Origin of the sequence: Algoriphagus sp. oki45, from assembly GCF_036245605.1 — a bacterium.
In the GTDB taxonomy this organism is placed as follows: Bacteria; Bacteroidota; Bacteroidia; order Cytophagales; family Cyclobacteriaceae; genus Algoriphagus.
Window position 1 is genome coordinate 716,727 of sequence record NZ_BTPC01000001.1, and the last position, 21,925, is coordinate 738,651.

At 44.1% G+C, this 21,925-nt stretch carries 17 protein-coding genes and 1 pseudogene; 6 read left to right on the forward strand and 12 right to left on the reverse strand.

What is annotated here, in order from left to right; translation table 11 throughout:
* Nucleotides 1–27: 27 nt before the first annotated feature.
* Nucleotides 28–3,258: pseudogene (locus AAA942_RS03195) on the reverse strand (S41 family peptidase).
* A 175-nt stretch (nt 3,259–3,433) separates the two neighbouring features.
* Between AAA942_RS03195 and tyrS the strand changes: the two are divergent.
* Nucleotides 3,434–4,726, forward strand: a complete 1,293-nt coding sequence (gene tyrS / locus AAA942_RS03200; RefSeq protein ID WP_338218787.1) for a tyrosine--tRNA ligase — start codon at nt 3,434–3,436, stop codon at nt 4,724–4,726.
* Between the two features lie 137 nt (nt 4,727–4,863).
* Nucleotides 4,864–5,559 carry a TetR/AcrR family transcriptional regulator gene (locus tag AAA942_RS03205; RefSeq protein ID WP_338218788.1) on the forward strand — a complete coding sequence of 232 codons (696 nt, stop codon included), beginning with the start codon at nt 4,864–4,866 and terminating at the stop codon, nt 5,557–5,559.
* Nucleotides 5,560–5,615: 56 nt separating this feature from the next.
* Here AAA942_RS03205 and AAA942_RS03210 read toward each other — a convergent pair whose 3' ends face one another.
* Together AAA942_RS03210 and AAA942_RS03215 are read right to left on the reverse strand one after the other, a co-directional pair.
* Nucleotides 5,616–6,038, reverse strand: a complete 423-nt coding sequence (locus AAA942_RS03210) for a hypothetical protein (protein WP_338218789.1) — start codon at nt 6,036–6,038, stop codon at nt 5,616–5,618.
* A gap of 81 nt (nt 6,039–6,119) precedes the next feature.
* Nucleotides 6,120–7,091, reverse strand: a complete 972-nt coding sequence (locus tag AAA942_RS03215) for a zinc-dependent alcohol dehydrogenase family protein (protein WP_338218790.1) — start codon at nt 7,089–7,091, stop codon at nt 6,120–6,122.
* A gap of 107 nt (nt 7,092–7,198) precedes the next feature.
* Here AAA942_RS03215 and AAA942_RS03220 point away from each other — a divergent pair, with 107 nt between their 5' ends.
* Genes AAA942_RS03220 through AAA942_RS03235 form a run of 4 tightly spaced genes read left to right on the forward strand, consistent with a single transcriptional unit; the run spans nt 7,199 to nt 11,101 of the window.
* Entirely contained in the window at nt 7,199–7,966 is a 768-nt protein-coding gene (locus tag AAA942_RS03220) for an SDR family NAD(P)-dependent oxidoreductase (RefSeq protein ID WP_338218791.1), read from the forward strand.
* Nucleotides 7,967–7,969: 3 nt separating this feature from the next.
* On the forward strand, nt 7,970–9,193 hold the full coding sequence (locus AAA942_RS03225; protein WP_338218792.1) for an acyl-CoA dehydrogenase family protein: 1,224 nt from the start codon (nt 7,970–7,972) through the stop codon (nt 9,191–9,193).
* Nucleotides 9,186–10,214: a phosphotransferase family protein gene (locus tag AAA942_RS03230; protein WP_338218793.1), complete on the forward strand. Its 1,029-nt coding sequence runs from the start codon at nt 9,186–9,188 to the stop codon at nt 10,212–10,214. The genes AAA942_RS03225 and AAA942_RS03230 overlap by 8 nt, the downstream gene beginning before the upstream one ends.
* Before the next feature lie 5 nt (nt 10,215–10,219).
* A complete protein-coding gene (locus AAA942_RS03235; RefSeq protein WP_338218794.1) occupies nt 10,220–11,101 on the forward strand; it encodes a 3-hydroxyacyl-CoA dehydrogenase in 882 nt (293 codons plus the stop codon).
* Here AAA942_RS03235 and trmB read toward each other — a convergent pair.
* The 9 genes from trmB to holA form a co-directional block, all read right to left on the reverse strand.
* The gene (gene trmB / locus AAA942_RS03240) at nt 11,091–11,753 is read right to left on the reverse strand and encodes a tRNA (guanosine(46)-N7)-methyltransferase TrmB (protein WP_338218795.1); all 663 of its coding nucleotides are present in this window, start codon (nt 11,751–11,753) and stop codon (nt 11,091–11,093) included. The genes AAA942_RS03235 and trmB overlap by 11 nt on opposite strands.
* Nucleotides 11,754–13,043: a bifunctional folylpolyglutamate synthase/dihydrofolate synthase gene (locus tag AAA942_RS03245; protein WP_338218796.1), complete on the reverse strand. Its 1,290-nt coding sequence runs from the start codon at nt 13,041–13,043 to the stop codon at nt 11,754–11,756.
* Between the two features lie 3 nt (nt 13,044–13,046).
* Nucleotides 13,047–14,006: an energy transducer TonB gene (locus tag AAA942_RS03250; RefSeq protein WP_338218797.1), complete on the reverse strand. Its 960-nt coding sequence runs from the start codon at nt 14,004–14,006 to the stop codon at nt 13,047–13,049.
* A 1-nt stretch (nt 14,007) separates the two neighbouring features.
* A complete protein-coding gene (locus tag AAA942_RS03255) occupies nt 14,008–14,400 on the reverse strand; it encodes an ExbD/TolR family protein (protein WP_338218798.1) in 393 nt (130 codons plus the stop codon).
* Between the two features lies 1 nt (nt 14,401).
* Nucleotides 14,402–15,091: a MotA/TolQ/ExbB proton channel family protein gene (locus AAA942_RS03260; protein ID WP_338218799.1), complete on the reverse strand. Its 690-nt coding sequence runs from the start codon at nt 15,089–15,091 to the stop codon at nt 14,402–14,404.
* 1 nt (nt 15,092) lies between these two features.
* Nucleotides 15,093–15,917: an SPOR domain-containing protein gene (locus AAA942_RS03265; RefSeq protein ID WP_338218800.1), complete on the reverse strand. Its 825-nt coding sequence runs from the start codon at nt 15,915–15,917 to the stop codon at nt 15,093–15,095.
* 67 nt (nt 15,918–15,984) lie between these two features.
* Nucleotides 15,985–17,694: a TonB-dependent receptor gene (locus tag AAA942_RS03270; protein ID WP_338218801.1), complete on the reverse strand. Its 1,710-nt coding sequence runs from the start codon at nt 17,692–17,694 to the stop codon at nt 15,985–15,987.
* Nucleotides 17,691–20,687 (reverse strand): tetratricopeptide repeat protein, encoded by a 2,997-nt coding sequence (locus tag AAA942_RS03275; protein ID WP_338218803.1) that lies wholly within the window; start codon nt 20,685–20,687, stop codon nt 17,691–17,693. The genes AAA942_RS03270 and AAA942_RS03275 overlap by 4 nt, the downstream gene beginning before the upstream one ends.
* Nucleotides 20,688–20,827: 140 nt before the next feature.
* A complete protein-coding gene (holA, locus tag AAA942_RS03280) occupies nt 20,828–21,850 on the reverse strand; it encodes a DNA polymerase III subunit delta (RefSeq protein WP_338218804.1) in 1,023 nt (340 codons plus the stop codon).
* Between the last annotated feature and the right edge of the window lie 75 nt (nt 21,851–21,925).

Below are 21,925 nucleotides of genomic sequence, written 5' to 3' on the forward strand. Positions count from 1 at the left end.
ATCAATTCTGACCGGGTTTTTTTCTTATCAATTGACTTCTTTTAACAGCTCTTCCACTGCTTTTTCCAACTGCTGATCAATTCCCTGATCGATTTTGCCGGGCATATTTTTCACTTCAAACTCAGGACGGGTTTCCTTATTTTCCAACCAGTCTCCGGACTTGTCCTTGGCAGAAATCGGAACAGCCCCCCAGCGTACTCCATTGGGTAACATTTCCCAACCCGCAAAACTGCACGTTCCGGGTGTAGGCATACCTACCGTTTTCCCGATTTTTAGATCGGTATATCCACAGGCAAAGCAATGTCCATCGGAATAGTTGGCTTCATTAAACATAGCCAAGGTGGGTTTGGTCCATCTCGAGGTAGGCTCACCCCCTACTACTTTGTCTTCAGTGGCATAAGTGAGGAAGCTTTCTCCGGTAAAGAACATAGCCAAATCAGCAACCAAATCTCCCCCTCCATTAAATCTTGTATCCACGATGACGCCCTCTTTTTCAAAATACTTGCCCATCATCTCATCAAATACATTTCGATAGGGTCCATCACTCATGCCCGGAATATGTACGTAACCTAATTTTCCACCGCTTAACTTCTCTACTTCCTCCTGATTTTTTCTGACCCATCTTTTGTACAGTAGCTGTCCTTCTGCACCTAGTGAAATCGGCTTCACCGTATACTGAGTCCTTGAACCATCTGAAGGATTGAGCACCTCAATCAAAGTGAATTTGTCCGACTTACGATTGAGCAACTTTGCATAGTCAAGATCAGCACTGATAAGCTCACCGTCTATTTTTTCGATGATCATGCCCGGAGTGACAGAAATTTCAGCCTTGTCTAAAGGACCTCCTTTAATGACCTCAGTAATTTTCAAACCATTTCCTTCAAATCCATAATCGAAGAATATCCCCAAAGAAGCAGTAGCATCGGACATGGGTACTGACCTGGAATACCTCGCTCCGGCGTGGGAAACGTTAAGCTCGCCAAGCATTTCGGATAGCATTTCAGCCATTTCATATCCGTTTCCAATGTGGGGAAGATATTTTCTGTATTCAGGTTGGATGGCATCCCAATCTACACCATGCATATCCGGAGTGTAAAACATCCCTTTTGTTCTCAGCCAAACATGCTCAAACAAATGAGCTATTTCTGCATTTTTATCAAAAGTCATTTCACCTGAGATCTTAATGGATTCTCTTTTCATCCCTTCCGGATTAATTTTTGAGATTGATCCGCCTGCCATCAAAAACAGGTTTTTTTGGTCTTTATCCCATTCCAGCCTACCGGAATTGGCATCGAGTTTTATCTCCAATTTGGTCTCTTTGGTCCTCAGATTGGTGGACCAGAGATCCATGCCTTTTTCAAATCGAGCTAGGTAAAAAAGCTTTTCTCCATCCTTAGAAAGCACTGCATCCCCCATAGAGGAGGAATGAATAGTCAAACGGGCCTTTCGATCCTCAAATCCATCCCAATTGAAAGAAATAGGTTCTGCTTCTTTTGCCTTTGACTTATCCTCTTTTTTCTCTTCTCCATTTTCAGATTTCTTTGATTTTTCCATTTCCTTGAGCAAGTCAAATTCTTCTTTGCTCAATCGGAATTTGTCCCAAGCTGCCTGATCAAAGAAAAGAGTATATACATCTTCTTCCATTCTACCGCTCGTAGCATAACTCCTCAGGCCATCTTTATTGGAAAACCAAATCACCTGCTTTCCGTCCCCTATCCATTTGGCATTGTCATCCGAATAGCCACTCAACGTCAAATTTCGCATCTTTTCTTTTCCGGAAGCATCGAGAAGAACTACTTCAGAATTGGTCATGGTAGGACGATAGCTCGCCAAAAGCCATCGACTATCCGGACTCCAGGTAAAATATTGGTCTCCATCTCGCATGTGGAAAAGCAAATCTGGTCCCATCAAAGTCACAGTGGATTTGGTGGTCAAATCCATCACTTTCAAGCTTCTTCTTCCTTCAACATAAGCCAATTTCTTTCCATCTGGAGAGAATTTTGGCAAATAGGCATCAGTATCCAAACTAATCAAAGGCTCTTCCTTGATCAGGGTTGAAGCAAAAAAGAAAGGTTCTTCGGCCCGCACTTTGGAGCTCTTAAAAATTTGCCACTTCCCATCTCTTTCCGATGCATAGACCAAAGACTTCCCATCTGGTGCAAACTCCAGAAACCGCTCCTGCTCTGGAGTTTGTGTGATTCTTTTGGTCATGGATCCATCCACGGCGGTCACAAACACTTCGCCACGAGCAATGAAGGCAATTTCCTTTCCATCGGGCGAGACAGCCATTTCCTGGACTCCACCGTTGATGGAAATGTATTGATCCAAATTCGAAATCGCCTGAGTAGCCAAGGAAATTTCAAGTTTCTTAGGCTGTTCACCTTTTCTTAGGGTGTAAAGCTCTCCATCAAAGCTGAAGCTCATCAATCCATCCTGAGCAATCGAAAGAAATCGAACTGGAAACTTGGAAAAACTGGTCAGGGCGGTGTTTTGACTAGGATTCTCTACCGGCATGCTGAATACATTGAAACTGCCATTGGCTTCGCTGAGGTAATAAATCTCTTTTTCGTCTGGAGAAAATACCGGATTGCGATCTTCCCCATAGAAAGTAGTCAGCATTTGATGGGTATTGCTAGCTCCATCATACATCCATATATCTCTAGCGATTCCGGACTGGTGATGCTTTCTCCATTCGTTTTCCCCACCCTTCTTATCATGGTAGATCATCTTGGACCCATCTTTGGAGGCCTGAACATATTCCGCAGGAAGTGTCCAAACTTGATCCACTCTACCTCCTTTTTTATTGACTTGATACAGCTCCGGCTGAGAACCTGTAGGATACTGTCTATGTGATGCGATGTCCAATCTGGATGCGCCAAAAATTACCTTTTCATTATCCGCACTGAAGTCAAAAGGCTGCTCATCATTAGAATGATAAGTCAAACGTAGAGCCTCCCCGCCTTCAGCAGACATCACAAAAACATCAAAATTCCCATACCGATCCGATGCAAAGGCAATCTGCTTTCCATCTCGTGACCAAACGGGCTTGAAATCATGGGCTTCGTGAAAGGTAAGCTGAGTGGCTTTGCCACCACCACTCGAAACCTAATAAAGGTCTCCTTTGTAAGTAAAGGCAATTTTCTCTCCGTCGGGTGAAATCGCCGGATATCGCAGCCATTGGGGTGAAGTCTGAGCAAGGACTACTTCCGATGAAATCAAAAGAAACCCAAAGGCAAGTAATTTGAAGAGTTTTCTCATAGTTAAATCAATTCGAACATTTCAAAATAAGCACATTTATCTTGGATAAAGATCAAGTATTATTCAATACTGTTGCATTTACTGATGCAGTATTTGACTTGTGATTTTAGCGGTAGGTTTCCATACTCCCCATGGACATCCTATATTTGCGCCATTGTAAAAAAGACCCCAAAAAATGAATTCATTTATTGAAGAGCTGAAATGGAGAGGAATGTTGCAGGATATGACTCCTGAGATTGTAGAGCATTTGGATAAAGGCATGGCTTCTGCCTATCTAGGTTTTGACCCTACAGCCGATTCACTTCATATAGGTCATTTGGTTGGGGTGATGACTCTACTGCATTTCCAAAGGGCAGGTCATAAGCCATTTGCCCTAGTAGGTGGTGCTACTGGGATGATTGGCGACCCTTCATTTAAGTCTGCCGAAAGAAACCTTCTAGACAAAGCCACCTTGGACCACAACGTAGCCTGCATCCAAAATCAACTTTCCAAGTTCTTGGACTTTTCAGGCGACTCAGGCAATAAGGCCGAACTGGTCAATAATTACGACTGGATGTCCCAATTTTCCTTTTTGGAATTTATCCGGGATGTTGGAAAACACATCACAGTCAACTACATGATGTCCAAAGACAGCGTCAAAAGACGTCTAGAAGACGGAAATGGCCTTTCTTTTACCGAGTTTTCTTATCAGCTAATCCAAGGCTATGACTTCTACCATCTCTGGAAAAACAAAAACTGCACCGTACAGCTTGGAGGTTCGGACCAGTGGGGAAATATTGTGACGGGCACTGAACTTATCCGCAGAATGGGCGGTGGAAGTGCTTACGCCTTGACCGTACCGCTGATCACCAAGGCCGATGGATCCAAGTTTGGAAAAACTGAAAGTGGGTCCGTTTGGCTGGATCCTGAAAAGACTTCACCCTATGCCTTCTATCAGTTTTGGCTGAATGTATCGGACGAGGATGCTTCCAAATACATCCGGATTTTCACCGTGTTGTCCCAGGAAGAAATTGAGGCTCTCGAAGCACAGCATGGAGAAGCGCCTCATTTGAGAATGCTTCAAAAGGAAATTGCCAAACAAGTAACCACCATGGTTCACAGTTCCGAAGACTACGAAATGGCTGTGAAAGCTTCAGAAATCCTCTTTGGCAAATCCTCGACTGAAGACCTAGCATCCCTGGATGAGCGCACTTTCCTGGCCGTATTCGAAGGAGTCCCTCAGGTTCAGCTTTCCAGTTCAGAATATTCGGAAATCGACCAGGTTTTAGAGCTTTTCGGTGAAAAAACTCAAGGTCAGATTTTCTCATCCAAAGGAGAAGCCAGAAAAATGATTCAGGGGGGCGGCTTGAGCATCAATAAGGAAAAAGTAAATGATCCCAATGCGCCGTTGAACTTTGATTTGCTACAGGGCAAATATTTATTAATCCAAAAAGGAAAAAAGAATTACTTTATCCTAGAGGTAAAGTAAACTCTTGTCTTTCAAGAAAAAAGGCCTAAATGAATGCTTTTAGGCCTTTTTTTATATCTTCCAAAGACAAATTCCCTACAATATTTGACCCGAATTTAATATCTTTGAGTTCCTTTTTGACTCAATATTTTTAATCCATGGCCGGAGAAAAAAACAAAGAAAAACTCATACTTGACTCTGCAGTAGCTCTGTTCACCACCAAAGGATACACCGCCACCCGAATGGAGGATGTAGCCAAAAAAGCAGGAATCTCAAAAGGACTGACCTACTTCTACTACAAAAACAAAGAAGACCTGTTCATGGCCTTGACCAAAAAAGCTTTTGATCAATTCAGGGAAGAGTTCAGAGAAGTCTTGAGAACCAAGGGGAAAAATGGAATGGAGATGATCACTGATTTGGCAGAAAAAGTGATTCTTTTTTCCAAAAACTATCCCGTATACTATGAGGCTATTCTAAACTTTTTGGATGTACTGAAAAAATACAACCATTCCAGCCTGAGAAAAGAAATCGATCCTCTGATTTTGGATTCCATTCATTTCCATAAGCTTTTGGAAGTCCATCATGAACCTGTTCGAATGGGAGTTCAAATGATTTCTCAGGGAATAAAGGATGGTAGCATACGTCCGGAATTGCAGCCGGAGATCACTTTCTACATGATCTGGGGAATGCTAATCGGTTATGAAAAAATGGTAGGACCAGTCGAATACGAAGGAAAAGAAACCAAGGTAAGTCCAGATGCCTGGAAGCCCGGTTGTATCCGATTGATGCAGGATATGCTCCGAGGAACTATTCAGGCTACCAAGCCTCAGGTAGTCCAAGCCAGTTTATTTTAATCCGAAAACCAACAGAAAAAAAGCTGTTTCAGGAATCTGAAACAGCCTTTTTCAATTTATCTGCTTTTCCAAAGCTCTTTGAGCTGATGTCCATTGACCAAAAGCACAAAACGCGCTGGATTAGGGACTAAGACGATTCTCATATCCACTTTACCCAACTGATCGGATTCGATCGGAACACCTTCTGACCCTCTTACTTCGTAAGTGACCACTCCAGATGCATCAGGAAGCATTTCTTTATAATGATTAGCCAAATAGGCAGTCGGCAACAGGATATCTGTATCCGATTTCAATTTGGCATAAATCTTCTCCAGCTGAGGTTCAAATACACTCTCATAGGCTTCATTGAAATCATCTTCCAAATCATGGAGCTCTTCTTCCAAATCATCATAGCTTTCGTCGCTGTAATCCATCTGGTGAAGAAGGTTTCTCTTTTTTACAAGTTCGGTAAGTTGCTGGTCCAGCTTTTCCCAATTCATGAAGCTTATTTTTTAGATTCTTGATTTTTATTGAGGGACAAAGATCGGAAATCTTGGATTTCTACCCGAAGGAATCGGAGATTATTCGCTTACCAAAAGAATTTTACCATTTCTACCCGGAGTTTCATAGGCTTTGATGGCTTCTCGAAAGTCGCTCAGGTCATATTTTCCAGCCACATCCACTTGAGATGTATCCTTCATTAGGAAGCCGAAGACTTTTCCGAAGGCCTTCATCCTTTGCTCTGCGCTCATATTCTCTATCCAAGTCGATAGCCAAAAACCTGTGATCGTGAGATTCTTGAAAATAAGCAAGCCACTATTGACCGGCATATTTTCCAAGGCTAAAGCTCCAAAAACCATCATTTTTCCATTGGACCTCAGACAGGCTAGGGCTTTAGCTCCGAGCATCCCTCCCACTGCATCAAAAATGACATGGACTCCACCCTCGGTTTTCTCAGGGACTACTTTTTGAATTTTTTCCGTTTCAGAATTGATCACCAGATCAGCTCCCAGCTGCTCCAGCACTGCCTTCTGGGCTTCATTCCGAACTGTCGCCGCTACTTTGATGTTTTTTTGCTTGGCCATTTGGATGGCAAATTTACCAAAGGCCGATGCGCCAGCCGTAATCAACAACCATTGCCCCTCCTGAAGTCCGGATTCCTCGAGCATACCAAAAGCCGTCATTGGATTGACAAAGGCCTGACAGGCCACTTCATCAGGCATTCCATCAGGCATAGGGATCACTAGTGAAGCCGGAATACATACAAACTCTCTCCATGTCCCGATCGCAGTAAACATCACACGGGTACCTTTTTTAATTCTTCCTGCCTGATCGCCTGTCTCCACTACTCCGGATGCCTCAAAGCCGGCACTGCTTGGAAGTCTTGGGGTAATTCCATACATCCCACGGATAAACATGATATCGGAAGGATTAATATTTCGGGCAGTGACCCGTATCAAAACCTCCTCAGGTTTGGGGTTGGGCATTGGGCTTTCTTTGATTTGGAGCACATCGAGAGGCATACCGGGCTGATCGAAAATAATTTCTTTCATGATTTGAATTGAAAATTGATTTGGGTTAAGTTGACTTTGAAAACCTTAGTCTTAGTTTTTAAACTTTTATTTTTTTTATCTTGACAAGGTAATATAACCCAAAACGCATGGATTTATCATCAGTTTTTTCTCTCAATGGAAAAGTAGCTCTAATTACCGGAGCCAGTAAAGGCATAGGATTAGGAATAGCAGAAATATTCGCCGCCGCCGGTGCAAGAGTGGTCATCAGCAGTAGAAAACAGGAAGCCCTCGACGAGGTAGCCAATCAACTCAAAGCCAAGGGGTACGAAGCTACAGGGATTGCCTGCAATGTCGGAAATATGAACGAACTACCTGGATTAGTGGAAAAAACGGTGGAGATTTACGGAGGATTGGACATCTTGGTCAATAATGCCGCTTCTAATCCAGTCTTTGGACCGGTGCATGAGACGAGTCTAGAGGCTTTTGACAAAATCATGGATGTGAATGTAAAAGCTGCCTTTGAACTTTGCAGACTTTGCTTTCCGCACCTTCGAAAATCCTCCAATGCATCGGTGATCAACATTTCTTCTATCGGAGGAATTTCCCCTGAGCAAGGTTTAGGCATCTATTCTGTCTCCAAGGCTGCCTTGATCTCCTTGACCAAGGTATTCGCCAAGGAATGGGGAGATGCCAAAATCCGGGTCAATGCCATTTGTCCTGGGCTGATTCAAACCAAATTCTCCGAAGCTCTCTGGTCTAATGAGAAGATTATGCAAATGATTATCAAGCAATTGGCTATCAAACGGGCAGGCACCTCCGAAGAAATCGGAGCCATGGCTTTGTTTTTGGCCTCTTCTGCCTCTTCCTACACCACGGGAGGCGTATTTACTGCGGATGGAGGATTTACTATTTAAATAATGAGTAGACACACAGCCTCCCTTTTCACCCAATCCGAGCTTTCCGAACTTTTGGAAAAATATCGCGGATTTGTAGAAGACAAACTATTTCCAATCGATCTCCAGGTCGTCCAAGGGCCATTCAAGTCTTTTCTTCCCCAGCTTAAAGCTCTACGAAATGAAGCCAAGGCATTGGGCTTATTTGCTCCACACCTTTCTCAAGAGGAAGGAGGAGTAGGTTTGAACTTGGTTCAGTTTGCCAGGGTATCTGAAATCTTGGGGCAAAGTCCCATCGGGCATTATGTCTTCAATTGTGCAGCACCAGACATCGGCAATATGGAATTGCTTCATATGTTTGGTTCAGCTGAACAAAAAATGACCTGGTTAGTCCCTCTTCAAAAAGGGGAGATCAGAAGTTGTTTTGCCATGACAGAGCCTCAATTGGCAGGAAGTAATCCTGTGCATTTGGCTACTACAGCTGTAAGAGATGGAGATAATTATTTGATCAATGGACACAAATGGTTTACCACAGCAGCAGATGGAGCCAGATTCACCATTGTGATGGCAGTCACCAATCCTGAGGCCCCTTCCCCCTATCAGCGGGCAAGTATGATTATCGTTCCTCTTGACAATCCCGGATTCAAGCTGATTAGAAATATCCCCATCATGGGTGAGGCAGGCGAGGATTACCTTTCTCATGCTGAGGTCAAGTTTGAAAATTGCCGGGTTCCAGCTTCCAATTTGATCGGCGAGGAAGGTCAGGGATTTGCCTTGGCTCAGGAAAGATTAGGCCCTGGAAGGATCCACCACTGCATGCGATGGATAGGTATAGCTGAGCGGGTTTTTGATATGATGTGCAAAAGGGCAATGACCCGCGAATTGGACTTGGGAAAACCATTAGCCGAAAAACAAACTATACAAAACTGGATAGCTGAAAGCAGGGCAGAGATCAAAGCCAGTCGGCTGATGGTACTAGACACGGCCGAGAAAATGCAGGAATTGGGTGCCAAAGCAGTGAGAGAGGATATTTCTACAATTAAGTTTTTTGTGGCTGATGTCCTGATGAAGGTAATCGACCGTGCCATACAGGTTCATGGAGCTTTGGGAATCACCGATGATACTCTATTATCATTTTGGTATCGTCATGAACGAGGGGCAAGGATCTACGATGGTCCGGACGAGGTACATAAATCCTCTTTGGCAAAAAGCATTTTGAAGTCTTATCAGAAGAAAGCCGATGGATGACCCAAGAGATTTTTCCAAGCTGAAAAAGCATCTTCACGAACGGCTGTATTGGAAACCTGAAGAAATTGAAATCACCCAAATCGCAGGAGGATTTTCCAATCTGACCTTTTTGATCGAAACTCCTTTGGGAAAATTTGCCATGAGAAGACCTCCCTTCGGAGAAAAAATCAGCAAAGCTCATGACATGGCCAGGGAGTGCAATATTTTGGTAGCATTAGAAAAAGCAAGCTACACCAAAGCGCCCAAACCTATTCTTCTGTTCGAAGATGAGGATATCATCGGTGCCCCTTTTTTCATCATGGAGTTTGTTGACGGATTAGTCTTGAGAAATAGAAATCCCACTGGCCTCCTACCCACAGCTGATGAATTCGAGCAATTATCAAAAAATAGCATTGACTGTCTTTTGGAGCTTCATCAATTGGAGCTTAATAATTCAGGACTCATCCATCTCGGGAAACCTGAAGGCTATATCCAAAGGCAAGTAGAGGGCTGGATTGATCGATATTTTCGGGCAAAAACAGATGCACTACCTGAAATGGAAAAAGTAGCGGATTGGCTTAAATCCAACAGACCCACAAAGGAGAATGTGGGTTTTATCCATAATGACTTCAAGTACGACAACGTGGTAGTCAATAGGGACAAACTGACAGAAATCAAGGCTGTGTTGGATTGGGAGATGGCCACGGTGGGAGATCCTTTGATGGATTTGGGCACTTCTTTAGCCTATTGGGCACAGGAAGACGATCCGGAAATCCTGAAAATGTTTAACCTCACCCATCTTTCGGGTAACATGACCCGAGCCGAGGTCATCCGTTATTATGATCTGAAAAGTCCTCTGGTCCTGAGCAATATGCTTTTCTTTTACGTCTTTGGCTTGTTCAAGGTGGGTGTAATTGCCCAGCAAATTTACAAGCGACACAAGCAGGGATTTGCCAATGACCCCAAGTTTGCGGCCCTTATCCAAGTAGTCAATGAGGCAGGTAAAAAGGCCGAACTATCCATTCTCACTGAAAAAATTTAATCCCAATGAACCTAAAAACAATTTGTATTCTCGGAGCAGGAACCTTGGGCTCTCGAGTAGCTTTGCAATCAGCCCTTTCCGGCTTTGAGGTGAAGGTCTATGATCTCACCCAAAAGGCTCTGGATTTTTCCCTTCATACCATGAAAAATATCCTCCATCAACTAGTCAAAGCGGGACAGTTGGAGGAAAAAGCAATTCCTGAAGTTCTGGGGAAAATTGAATTTACCCTAGATCCCAAAAAAGCTGTAGAAAATGCGGATTTCATCAATGAAAGCGTCACCGAGGAAATAGAAGTAAAAAAGAAAGTATGGAAACAATTTGGAGAGTTGGCGCCAGAAAAAACCTGGTTCACGACCAATACTTCCTATCTGCTCCCGTCCATGTTTGCTGAGGAATCCGGCCGTCCTTCCAGATTTTGCGCCTTTCACTTTCATGATGTGTTCTATTCCAGAGTGGTGGACATTATGCCCCATCCCGGTACTGATCCTCAAATGATCCCTATGCTTGAGGAGCTGGGTCGAAAACTAAATCAGGTTCCTGTTTTGGTGAAAAAAGAGAATCCGGGATACATTTTCAACACCATGCTCATGGCCCTTATTGGTGCTGCAGGGAAACTCCTGACCAAGGAAGTGGCCTCCATCGAAGACGTGGACCGATCCTGGATGGTCAATTTTCACATGCCCATGGGACCTTTTGGCATATTGGACTCCATTGGTCTCGATACAGCCTGGCATGTGACTCACAAGCTTCCTGATGCATCCTCTCAGGCATTTGCGAAGCTCTTGAAATTGAAATATCTTGACCACGGCAAACTGGGAGAAAAATCCGGAGAAGGTTTTTACCAATACCCTCATCCAGCCTACAAGTCGAAAGACTTTATACTTTAAATCGAAATTTGAGGTACTTGATCTTCTCACCCTTATCTGAAAAAATCTTCTCGTAGCGCGTTTTGATTCCATGGTGGTCGTCTTTCATCTCGCTTTGATAAAAGTCATGGGTAAAGGCGATCACCTCAATATCTTCTCTGCCCTGAACCAGCTCCAAGGTATAGTCAAAAAGTCCGGTGTTGTCAGTCTTGAAATGAACCAAGCCTTCTTTTTTGATCATGGGCTTATACATTTCCAGAAACTTGGGTGAAGTAAGTCTGCGCTTTTCATCACCATCCCTTGGAAATGGATCGGGAAAAGTAATCCAAAGTTCAGCTATCTCTCCTTCAGCAAAAAACTGATCCAGATTTTGGATTTGGGTTCTCAGAAAAGCCACATTGTTTAGTCCCTCCGCAGTAGCCGTGGAACTTCCTTTCCAAATTCGGCTTCCTTTGATATCCACTCCGATAAAGTTCTGATGGGGATACTCTCTTCCCAATCCCACGGTAAACTCTCCTCTTCCACAGGCCAATTCCACCACAAGGGGATTTTGATTTTGAAATTGGACTTCGTGCCAGTTGCCCTTAATAGTTTCAAAAAGCGGTTTTCCGGCTTGGATTACATTAGGGTTTTTCTCGTTTTCAGCAAAACGAACCAGTTTTTTTCTGCTCATCTAGAGGTTTTCGATTTCTGCGACCACAAAAGTACTCCCTCCCACAAATATCAGGTCATGACTTCGGGCATTTTTTTGGGCAAAAACCAAAGCTTCATTGACAGAAGGAATCACTGATCCTTTCAATCCTGCTTCTTGTGCCTTCTGAGCTAAGATATCGGCTGGCATAGCACGGGGAATCGTCGCCTGGCAAAACACATATTGAGCGTCTTTGGGGAGAATTTCGAGGATTTTTCGCACATCCTTATCCTGAACCATCCCGATTACCATCCACAACTGATGGAAAGAATAAGTCTTAAGCTGAGCCAAAATTTCACGAATTCCAGGTTCGTTATGCCCGGTATCCGCAATGATGGTAGGATTTTCCCCAAGTATCTGCCAACGTCCTTTTAACCCGGTCATGGAAGTCACTTCCCTCAAACCTTTCCTAAAGGCCTCATCCGAAATTTCCCATCCCATGAGCTTCAACTGATTCACAGCTTCCACTATTCCCGGTAGGTTGTATTTCTGGTAATTTCCCAGAAGGCCAAATTCGAGGTGAAATTGTCTTCCATTTTCCGAAATCAAGTATTTCGCCATTCCCTTAACTTCAGAAGTTACCCTTTCTACATTGATCATCTGATCGGCGAAAATAATGTTAGCCTCCATGTCTTTAGCCTTTTGTAGAAAAACAGGAGTGGTCTCATCCTGAGTTTGACTAATGACCACAGGCACACCTGATTTGATGATTCCTGCCTTTTCCCCGGCTATCAATGGAAGAGTCTCCCCTAAGTACTGCTGATGGTCAAAGCCAATGTTTGTAATTAGGGACAATTCAGGCAAAATCACATTGGTGCTATCCAACCTACCCCCCATCCCTACTTCAATGATGGCGATGTCCACCTCATTTTTAGCAAAATACCAAAAGGCCATTCCCACCGTCATTTCAAAAAAACTAGGCCTTAGATTCTCCAAAAACTGTCGATTTTCCGCTACAAAATCAACGACGGCACTTTCTTCAATTTCCTGTCCGTTGATTTTGATCCGCTCGGTAAAGGACTTAAGATGAGGGGAAGTGTAAAGGCCTGTTTTATATCCAGCAGCCTGCAAAATTGCCGCTAAGGTATGAGATGTGCTCCCCTTTCCATTGGTTCCTGCGACATGAATGGATTTGAATTTCTGTTCCGGATTCCCGAGGTGAGAACAAAGAGCGAGCGTATTCCCGAGATCTTTTTTGAAAGCGGAATCTCCTACGCGCTGAAACATGGGCAGGGATTGGTAAAGGTAATCCAGCGTTTCTTGGTAGTTCATGAATTAATCTACCTTAATCAAAAAGGTTATTTTTCCTGTAGAAAAATCAGCTGCAGCTGTTCCTCCAGACTTCTTGAACGAAATCTGATTGACCACCTGACGGTAATAGGCTAGCACTTCGTTGGAGACATTGTATTCCAATGGAACCGCCTGTACTACTCGCCCAGCATCATCCACGGTGATTTTAAATACAATCCGTCCGTTTCGGGTAGAAACTTGGTCATTGATATTCGGTCTGGAAGCAAAATCCCAACCCGCCAAATCCAAACTATAGCCCGAACCCGAATTGGTTCCTTTGCCACCGCCCTCGCCCATAATGGCTCTACCGTCCACTGTTCCTGTAGGTCTTCCTTCGTCCCCTTTGGCATTACTGCTACCCTGAGCCCCACCCGAGGCTGGAGTTGAGCTTTTGCCTGAAGTACCTCCCGCTCCAAAGATCGCTCTTTGATCGATTTTGGGTTGTTCAGGTGCTTTTTGGGTAGTGGTTTCAGCGTCTGATTTGGCCGGAGTGGTTACCGTTTTTGCAGGTTCGGTTTTGGTCGGTTCTGGTTTTTTGGTCCGCTCAGCGGCTTTTTCCTCTCCTTTGATAGGGGAAGGCTTGGTAGTCACTGCCTGATTTGCAGCAGGTTTGGAGCTAGTCTTTGGTTTTGCAGTTTGGGTCTGAGGACTGGGTGCATGAGTAGCGGGTTGAGTCACCGCCTGGGCTATTTCTCCGGCTGCCGCCTGTTCTGTACTTTGAGAGGGAGTCTCGGAAGGAGGATTGGGACTGTTTCGATTACCGGATCCTGTATCAGAAAAACCCAAATTCAACTCCAAACCATAGGTGGGCAAAGGGGGAATGGGCTGTTTCCAAACCACGATAAAATAGAAAGCCAAAAGCAAAAGAACATTGATCACGATGGTGATTATCGTGGATTTTCTTTTGCTGTCTTTTTCTATCTGATCGGTGTCCCAGGCTTGCATTTTACTTATAGGGTTGAGTGGCTATAGACACATTCGCTTCCAATCCAGCAGCGATTCCGCCTATTTCCACTAAGTGTTCTACGGGAACTTCTTTGTCGATGTGCAAAACCACCTGTCCTTTTTTCCCTTCCAGTAAGGTAGTCAACTCCGACTTCAACTGATCTCTCGATACGACCCGGTCATTCACCGCATAGCGGAGATCCTTGGTCACTGATACGGTAACTTCCTGCATCACGATGTCTGAAGTCTCACTGGATGGCAGATTGACCGGTAGTCCTGATGGAGTAATGAAGGAAGAGGTCAACATAAAGAAGATCAATAACAGAAAGATAATGTCCGTCATGGAGGACATACTAAATGCTGCTTCTACTTTGTTTTTCTGCTGAAGTCCCATCTTATTTATCCTGCAAAAGGTCTATGAATTCAATAGAAGTATACTCCATGTTGTGAACCAATTTGGAAACCTGGGTAACCAGATAATTGTAACCCAAATATGCGATAATACCCACCACAAGACCTGTAGCCGTCGTGATCATAGCTTCATAAATACCCATGGAAAGTAATTTGGGAGAGACCATCCCCTCCTCCTGCGCGATGGAAATGAATGCCTGAATCATCCCCGTCACCGTACCAAGGAAGCCGATCATCGGCGCAGCACCGGCAACTGTGGCCAGAAGACCTAGATTCTTTTCGAGTTTATAGATTTCAATTTTCCCCACGTTTTCGATAGAGACTTCGATATTTTTCAATGGAGAGCCTATTCGCTCAATTCCTTTGGAAATCATGTTGGCCACAGGGGTATTTTCTCCCATGCACAGTGCCTTGGCTTTTTCAATCTGCCCACTTTGTACCAGTACTTTTACCTGGTCCAACAAGTGAGCGGGAGTTTTGGCTGCCTTTTTCAGCGTGAGCAGTTTTTGCACAAAAATGAAAATAGCCAAGACAAACAACAGGTAAAGGGGAATCATCATGTAACCGCCCTTGATGAGCAGGTCGAGCAATCCGATGTTTTCTTTGGTAGCCTCTAGTGCCAGGCTGTCTGCTGTGGACAAGCTGTCCACGGATAGGGTTTGGAGAAGGGTCATATTAATATTTCAAAATCCACAATTCCTCGGAATATTGGGATTTGATCTCGTCGAGTTTCTCAGCGGCAGCTCGGAAGCTGGTAAACTTTCCTATGGCTACCCTGTAATTTTTACTTTCAGTGTAAGGTGATATCAGATACACCTCCGAAGACTTGGCCTGAAAGTCAGGAATCAGCTTTAATGCGTCAGCTTCTGATGGCACACTGCCCACGATAATAAAGTACTGCGGCCTTTCTGCCTGAGATTCTATACGGATCAAATTTCCACTGATATTCTGGGCAATTGTTGTACCAGATTGAGCGGCTGGTGGATTATTCTCTGAAACTTGAACCTCTTCCACTTTAGCTACTTCATTATCAGCAGGTTGAATAGATTCATTAGAAGTGATTTCAGGTTCCGTCTGTTCTGTAGATGGAGTATCCTTGACCTCCTGGACTGAGGATGAATTCGTGGTGACTGGTGAATCAGTCCGTCTTGTCTGCAATAATATTTGCCAAACCAAAACTGCGAAGATGGCTGCAAAGAGGACAAACACCAGCCAAGCCCAAGCAGGAGTTCCCTTTTTCTTCTCCTGAACAGGAGTTTTTGATGAAGATTTTAAGGTGGAGTCAGTTGCTTTTTTACTTTCCTTTTTCTCAGCAACAGCAGGACTTGTAAGCTTTTCCTCTACCTTAGTAACAGATGATAATACTTCCTGAGTCTTTGTAGATTCACTAGGGTTATCAACGGGTTTTAGCTTGGTTTTCAAAGGTTTAATCTCCACCCATGGCAATCCAAAATCTTTGGGATCAGTCCACTGCTTTTTATCGGATCCTTTTGTATTCATCTTCAGTCTGGAAAAGCTACGAAACTAACCCAAAGGAATGGAAAGCCCAACCCTTTCTTTAGGATAATCAGAATTTAAGGCTGGCACCACCGATCAGCTGTACACCTCGCACAGGATAATTAAGCCATCGCATATTCTTTCCATTGGTCAGGTTGTTTCCTTCTGCAAATACAGAAATTCGGTCGGTGATTTTGAAATCAGCCTTGAGTTGCAGATCAGCTATCGTTTTCAGATTAATTGTCTCGTATACCAGTTCAATTTCCGGAGGAGAAATAGCCCGTATACTTGCATCTCCTCTCGCCTTGATTCCTCCCATAAAGTTCAGGTTGGCCTGAATAAGTAATTTTTCAACAGGCTTGATTTGATTGTTGACCGAAAAAGTCCAAATCGGTCGATGCCAAGCCTCTTGCTGAACAGACAAGTCGTATTGATACAGGTCGAGACGAGTACCCAACGTATACGTATCTGAAAACTTGAAACCTAATTCTGCATTTAGATTGGCCATTGTGGACCGATTATCATAGACCAATTCAAATCTTGCCGTATCCGATTCGGTATTGGCAAAAAGGTGGAGCTGATTGTATCTGCTCACATCTATCCCGGCTCGATAGTGAAATACTCCCTGAAATTGCCCCTCAATACCGGCAGCTATTTTATAATTATTGACAGTATTCAGCAATTGATCGCTTGGGCCCAAAAAAGGATTTTCCTGAACAAAGGAAAAGTAAGTGTTTCGCTGAACGTCCCCTGAAAACTCTCCATAAAAGCCAAACTCTTCCGCGAATTGGTAACTGGCTTTCAAAACAGGGAAAATCCGAAAATCACTGGATTTATCAGGAATGGAGTCATTTTCTGAAACCACATTCAATCCTGCTGAAAACCTGAAATCTCCATAGGTATAATTGACCCGAGGTCGAATCGCAAAATAATTTCTGGTCACTTGATAGGTTGAATCTTCAGGATTGGTGGAGAAGTACTCCAAGCCTAAACTGCCAGACCAATCGGCTGCAGGGTTGAATTTGACCAGGCCGGAAATGCCTGTTTCATTTTCCCTGGCTAAATAACTGTCTTTGAAATTTCTGAAGCTAACCTGTGCCTCGTAGCCCAATGGACCCACTTTTTGGATATCCCGTATTCCTGCAGCTATCTGAAAGTGATTTTGAACGTTGCCCTGGATGATTTCTATCGGTTCCTCTGAAACGAAGTTGGGATCAACTCCATAGAAGGAATATTTATCCTGGGCCCATTTCATGCTTCCAAAAACTTCTGCACTTTCCAGAAAATAGCTGATATCTCCACCAAGGGTTGAATGAGATTCTGGGCTTTCTTCCTCCCGTATCTTTACTGGGCCTTTTCCAAAGCTCTGATGCTTAAAACCAACCGCAAAATTGATTGGATCGGCTGAGGTAGCCATGTATCTTGCCTCAAGCAGAGGAGATGCAAAATTCCCATATCCCGCTCTGACAAAGCCCGGATATAGATCCAAATCCGGTTTTCTATAATTCTTTTGCACTGCAGTAGGCTGTACCTGTAGTGCAGGAATGGTCAGAAAATAAGGAGTCATGTTGTACACAAAATCCTGCATGCCTTGGGACTGAGGCAGGACTGGCAAGCGTTCAAAAGATCTAGGCTGTGTAGGCACGGTCAAAACCCGGTCTTTTCGGATCACAAATTCCTGATCCTGCACCTCTCCTCTTTGCTGGGTTTGAGCCTGAAGTGAGGATATACCCAAGAGGGTCATTCCTGTCAAAAGGAAAATCAAGGACCTCATTTTCATAGTTGGTTCAGAGTTTTAAGTTTGGACTCAGCTTCTGCTTTGATTTCTGGGTCGTTGGAATTCTCCACGATGGATTCCAGAGTAGCCTTGGCTTGGAATTGCTCTCCGGTTTTGAGGAAGTTGTCAGCCAGCAGTAGGAACATCTTTCCATACCAATACCCATAGTCAACAAAGGGTCCTGAGTTTTCAAAGATTGCATCATTCGATTGTTGATAATCCTGCTTTTCCTGATAGGAAAGTGCCAAAAGATATAATCCTTCTGCACCTTGCACCGTCTTAAAATCAGCAATCAAGGATTTCAACGTGGCCTCGGAAGCAGGTATTTGTCTAAGCTGTTTTTGGGCTTTTGCCTTGGTCAAAAGGGCCGTTGGGGTAGTTTCTGGCAAAATTCCTTCAAGAGTCACCAATTGATCAGCATAAGTAATAGAAGCCGGATATTTCCCAACGGCAAAATTCGCAATCATCAAACCTTGGACCGCTTCAGCTTCTTCGACTTTGTTTCTGGCATTTTGTACAGCGGTTTCCAGATAGGGAATTGCAGCTGCATAGTCCCCTTTTTCCAAGGCCAAAACTCCCATTTTTTGCATAGCTCTTACCCGTTGAGGAGAGGCAGGTTCCCGTTCAAGCTGCTTAAAGTAACCTAAAGCTCGTTCCGTATCTCCTGCCTGAAGGAAAGCATCCCCTGCAAAATAGAGTGCATCGGCCTTTTGTGCAGATTGGGGATAAGATCGAAGGTAACTTTCAAAAGCTCGGGCTGCCTGAGCATAGTTTTTATCCAAATACAAGCTTTTGGCTGCTTCGTACTCCAAAGACTGGACATTCTCAGCACCGGGATTGGAATTCTTATAGCGAGTCAGGTAATCCCCAAATTCGGCAGAACTACCCTGCAAAGCCAAGGTTTCCTGAAGTCCTTTTAGTGCTGTCTCTGAGTTTTGGGAATTGGGGTGCTGATCGATGATGGATTTGTAGTCGGCTATGGTCTGCTCGTAATTTCTCAGGGAGAAATTGGCCACTGCCCTACCCTCCAAAGCGAAAGGAACAAATGGCGAATTAGGTCGACTGCTGATCAAATCTGTAAAAGCCATGGAAGCTTCCTGATACCTAAGCTCCTCGAGGTAAATCTGTCCTTTTTGGAACATGGCATCCTCCCGATACAAACTGGAGGGAAACCCGGAAATCAAGCGGTCCAAATTAGACAGTGCCTCCGAGTTTTTGGTTTGGAAGTTTTGCACTACCGCCAGTCGGAAATAGGCATAATCGATGCCTGAAATTTGCTCACTGATTGCCCTGTAAAAGGTCGCTTCCGATTCGGAAAACTTCTTTTGCACGTACTGACAATCCCCAAGCCTGAGCAGAGCATCGTCGTAATATTGCTTTTCCGAAGCTGATTGTAGTTTTTGAGTGTAAGCTCTAAACTGTTCCTCAGCTTTGGGATACTGTTTGGAGTTGAAATAAGCATAGCCTAAACCATAGTGGGTTTTGATCAAAAAGGGGTGATTGCTTGCCGGATTGAGAGCGCGCACCGCCTCATAGGCGCGTATGGCCTGAGGCAGGTTACCATCTGCAGTCAATATCTCTCCTTTCCAAAAATGCGTTTCCAAAAACAAATCCCGATCCACCGGAAAAGCCTGTGATTTATCCAAATAAGCTAAGGCAGGCTTATATTTTTGATCTCTATAATAAACCATTGCCTGATAAAAAGCCACTTTCTGATAGGCACTTTGAATCCTTGTGGATTTGGAGCGGATTTTATCCATCTGCTCAATCGCACGCAGATAATCATTGGTATTGATCAGTGCCTCAGAAAGTAAAGTCTCTGCTTCTCCCCTGAATTTTCCGGTTGGATAGGTATCCAAATATTCGTCAAGGGTTGAAATAGCCGCTTGGAAACTCCCTCTCTGAAGATTGGTTTTGGCATAATTGAACAGGGATTCTTCCTGGATTTCCCGATTGAAAGTTGCCTTGGATGCAGCTTGAAAACTTGTTGACGCAAAAGGATAATTATCCAATTTCAAATAGGCATGACCTAGGTAAAAACTGGATGCCTGACCGATTTCATCTGTGGCCGAGGCGGATACTTTGAGGTAGTCTGTGGCTCTTTGGTAATTTCCGGTTTCGAAGAAAGAAATCCCTGCCTTGTACACTTCTTCGCGGGAAAGCGTCCCTTTTTTTGCATTGATAAAAGCGTCGTAGTTTTTGGAAGCGTTGGCAAAATCCTTCTTTGAATAGTAGGACTCAGCTAGAAAAAGGTGGATGGTTTCTCTCCTATCCAAATTTTGACCGGAAGCCAATAGGGGTTCTGCATAACTGATGGCCTGATCGTATGATCCCTGCTGATAGTATAGCGAAGTTAGGAGATAAGGAACTTTGGTGGCGTATTCTGAAGATTTGGATGCGGCCTGAAGGTCAGCTGTGGCTTTGGTGTTGTTTCCTTGCTCTAGGGCGATAAACCCACTGTAGTAATAAGCATCCGCACTGATGGGTTGATTAAGACCTTTTGCCTGATCAAAGAATGGAGCCGCTTTATTGTAGTCCATCAGCTGAAAATAGGAATAGCCCTGTTTGAACCAAACATCTGCCCGCTCTGATGAACTAAGACTTTCGGGCTGAATCAATGCAAATGCTTCAATTGACTCCTTGTAGTTTCTTTTATAGAAAAAATGATCTCCCAGATACAAGCCTGCCATGGCCACTGAAGGGTGCTTTCCATGTTCGAGGATGTAGGCTTTCATTAATCCGGGTCCTGCTGGGCTTTCCAGCTCCAAGGCACTCATGGCTCTGTGGAGTTCTGCTGACTTTTGCTGCTCGCCTGATAGGGTGGCGTGCCGGAGAAGTCTGGAGTTTTCGAAGGAAGAAGCGGAAAAAAGCTGTTTGTCAAAAAATTCCAGATTCTGATCCAAAAGGACTTGGCTACCGGACTGGTACAAGGTCGATTGGGCAGAGACATTAAGGCTCATACCTAGGCCCAACAAGGCGAAAAGGCAGTTTTTCATGCGTTTACAGTTGGTTTAATAAAGTCACACAAATTCGACTGGGCGCTGCAATGATTTCGAGTTCATTTCAAAATCACCTAAGCAAAACAGGGAATAGGGAGTGGAATTTGGCTTGATTGCCAGGATGACAATTGGCTGGATCAATGCAAAATCTTGTACACCAGTTCTCGGAGGATTTCCCCTTCAGTCATGCTGCCGGAGTCTACTCCCTTGAAGCGAACATCCGCTTCCCTGATATACCCGAATACATCAATTACCTTGCCCAAATTGTAGTTTCTGGCGGCCACCCAGTATTCTTTAGAGGCGACCGGGTGAACCCCGATAGCACTCGCCACTTGAGATTCGGAAGTGAGGCCCGATTTGTGAATCAGGGCTACTTTGGAAAAATAGGTATAGAACAAGGAGAAGATGGGAATAACCGGATGAGCTTTTGGGTTTTGGATAAAGTAGTGGATGATCTGATTGGCTTTGGCTATGTCTTTAAATCCAATCGCCTTAGTCAGTTCAAAATTGTTGTAGTCCTTGTTGATCCCAATATATCTGGAGATATGATCCGCGTTGAAAGTGGTGGGTTCAGTAAAATTGATAAGCATTTTACCCACCTCATTGGTCATCACTTCCAAGTTATTTCCGATTGAATTGGCAAGCAATTGTGCTGCTTTGGCGTCAATCTGATGGCCCAAACTTCTGAAATAGCCCTCAACCCACTCAATCAGCTTCCAGTCTTTGACTTTCTCGGATTCGACAAAAACTGCTTTTTTATCCAATTCCTTTTTTAGGGCTGACCTTCCGTCCAGCTTTTTGTGCTTATGCGCAAAAACCAAAATGGTACTGGGCAATGGATTAGCCAAATAACCCATCAGCAACTTTTGGGCATCTTCTTTTCCCCAATCGGGAATACTTTGCGCCTCCTTGACCAAGACCAATTGGCGCTCGGCCATCATGGGAAATTTCCGGGCATTGCTCAGCACTACATTCATCGGAGAGTCTTTGCCATACAGCACAAGTTGATTGAATCCCCGCTCAAATTCAGGAATTGCATTCTTCTCAATATAATCCGAAATCAAATCGATGAAATAGGGTTCTTCCCCCTGCAAAAAATAAATCGGGGCAAACTTATTCGCTTTCAGGTCTTTGAGAACAGCTTCTGGGGTATGGGCCATATTCTTGAAAATCTCCGGGTCTTAAAGATACTAACCCGCTTCATTTTGGGGCAAAATCAGGGGAAATAAACTTTG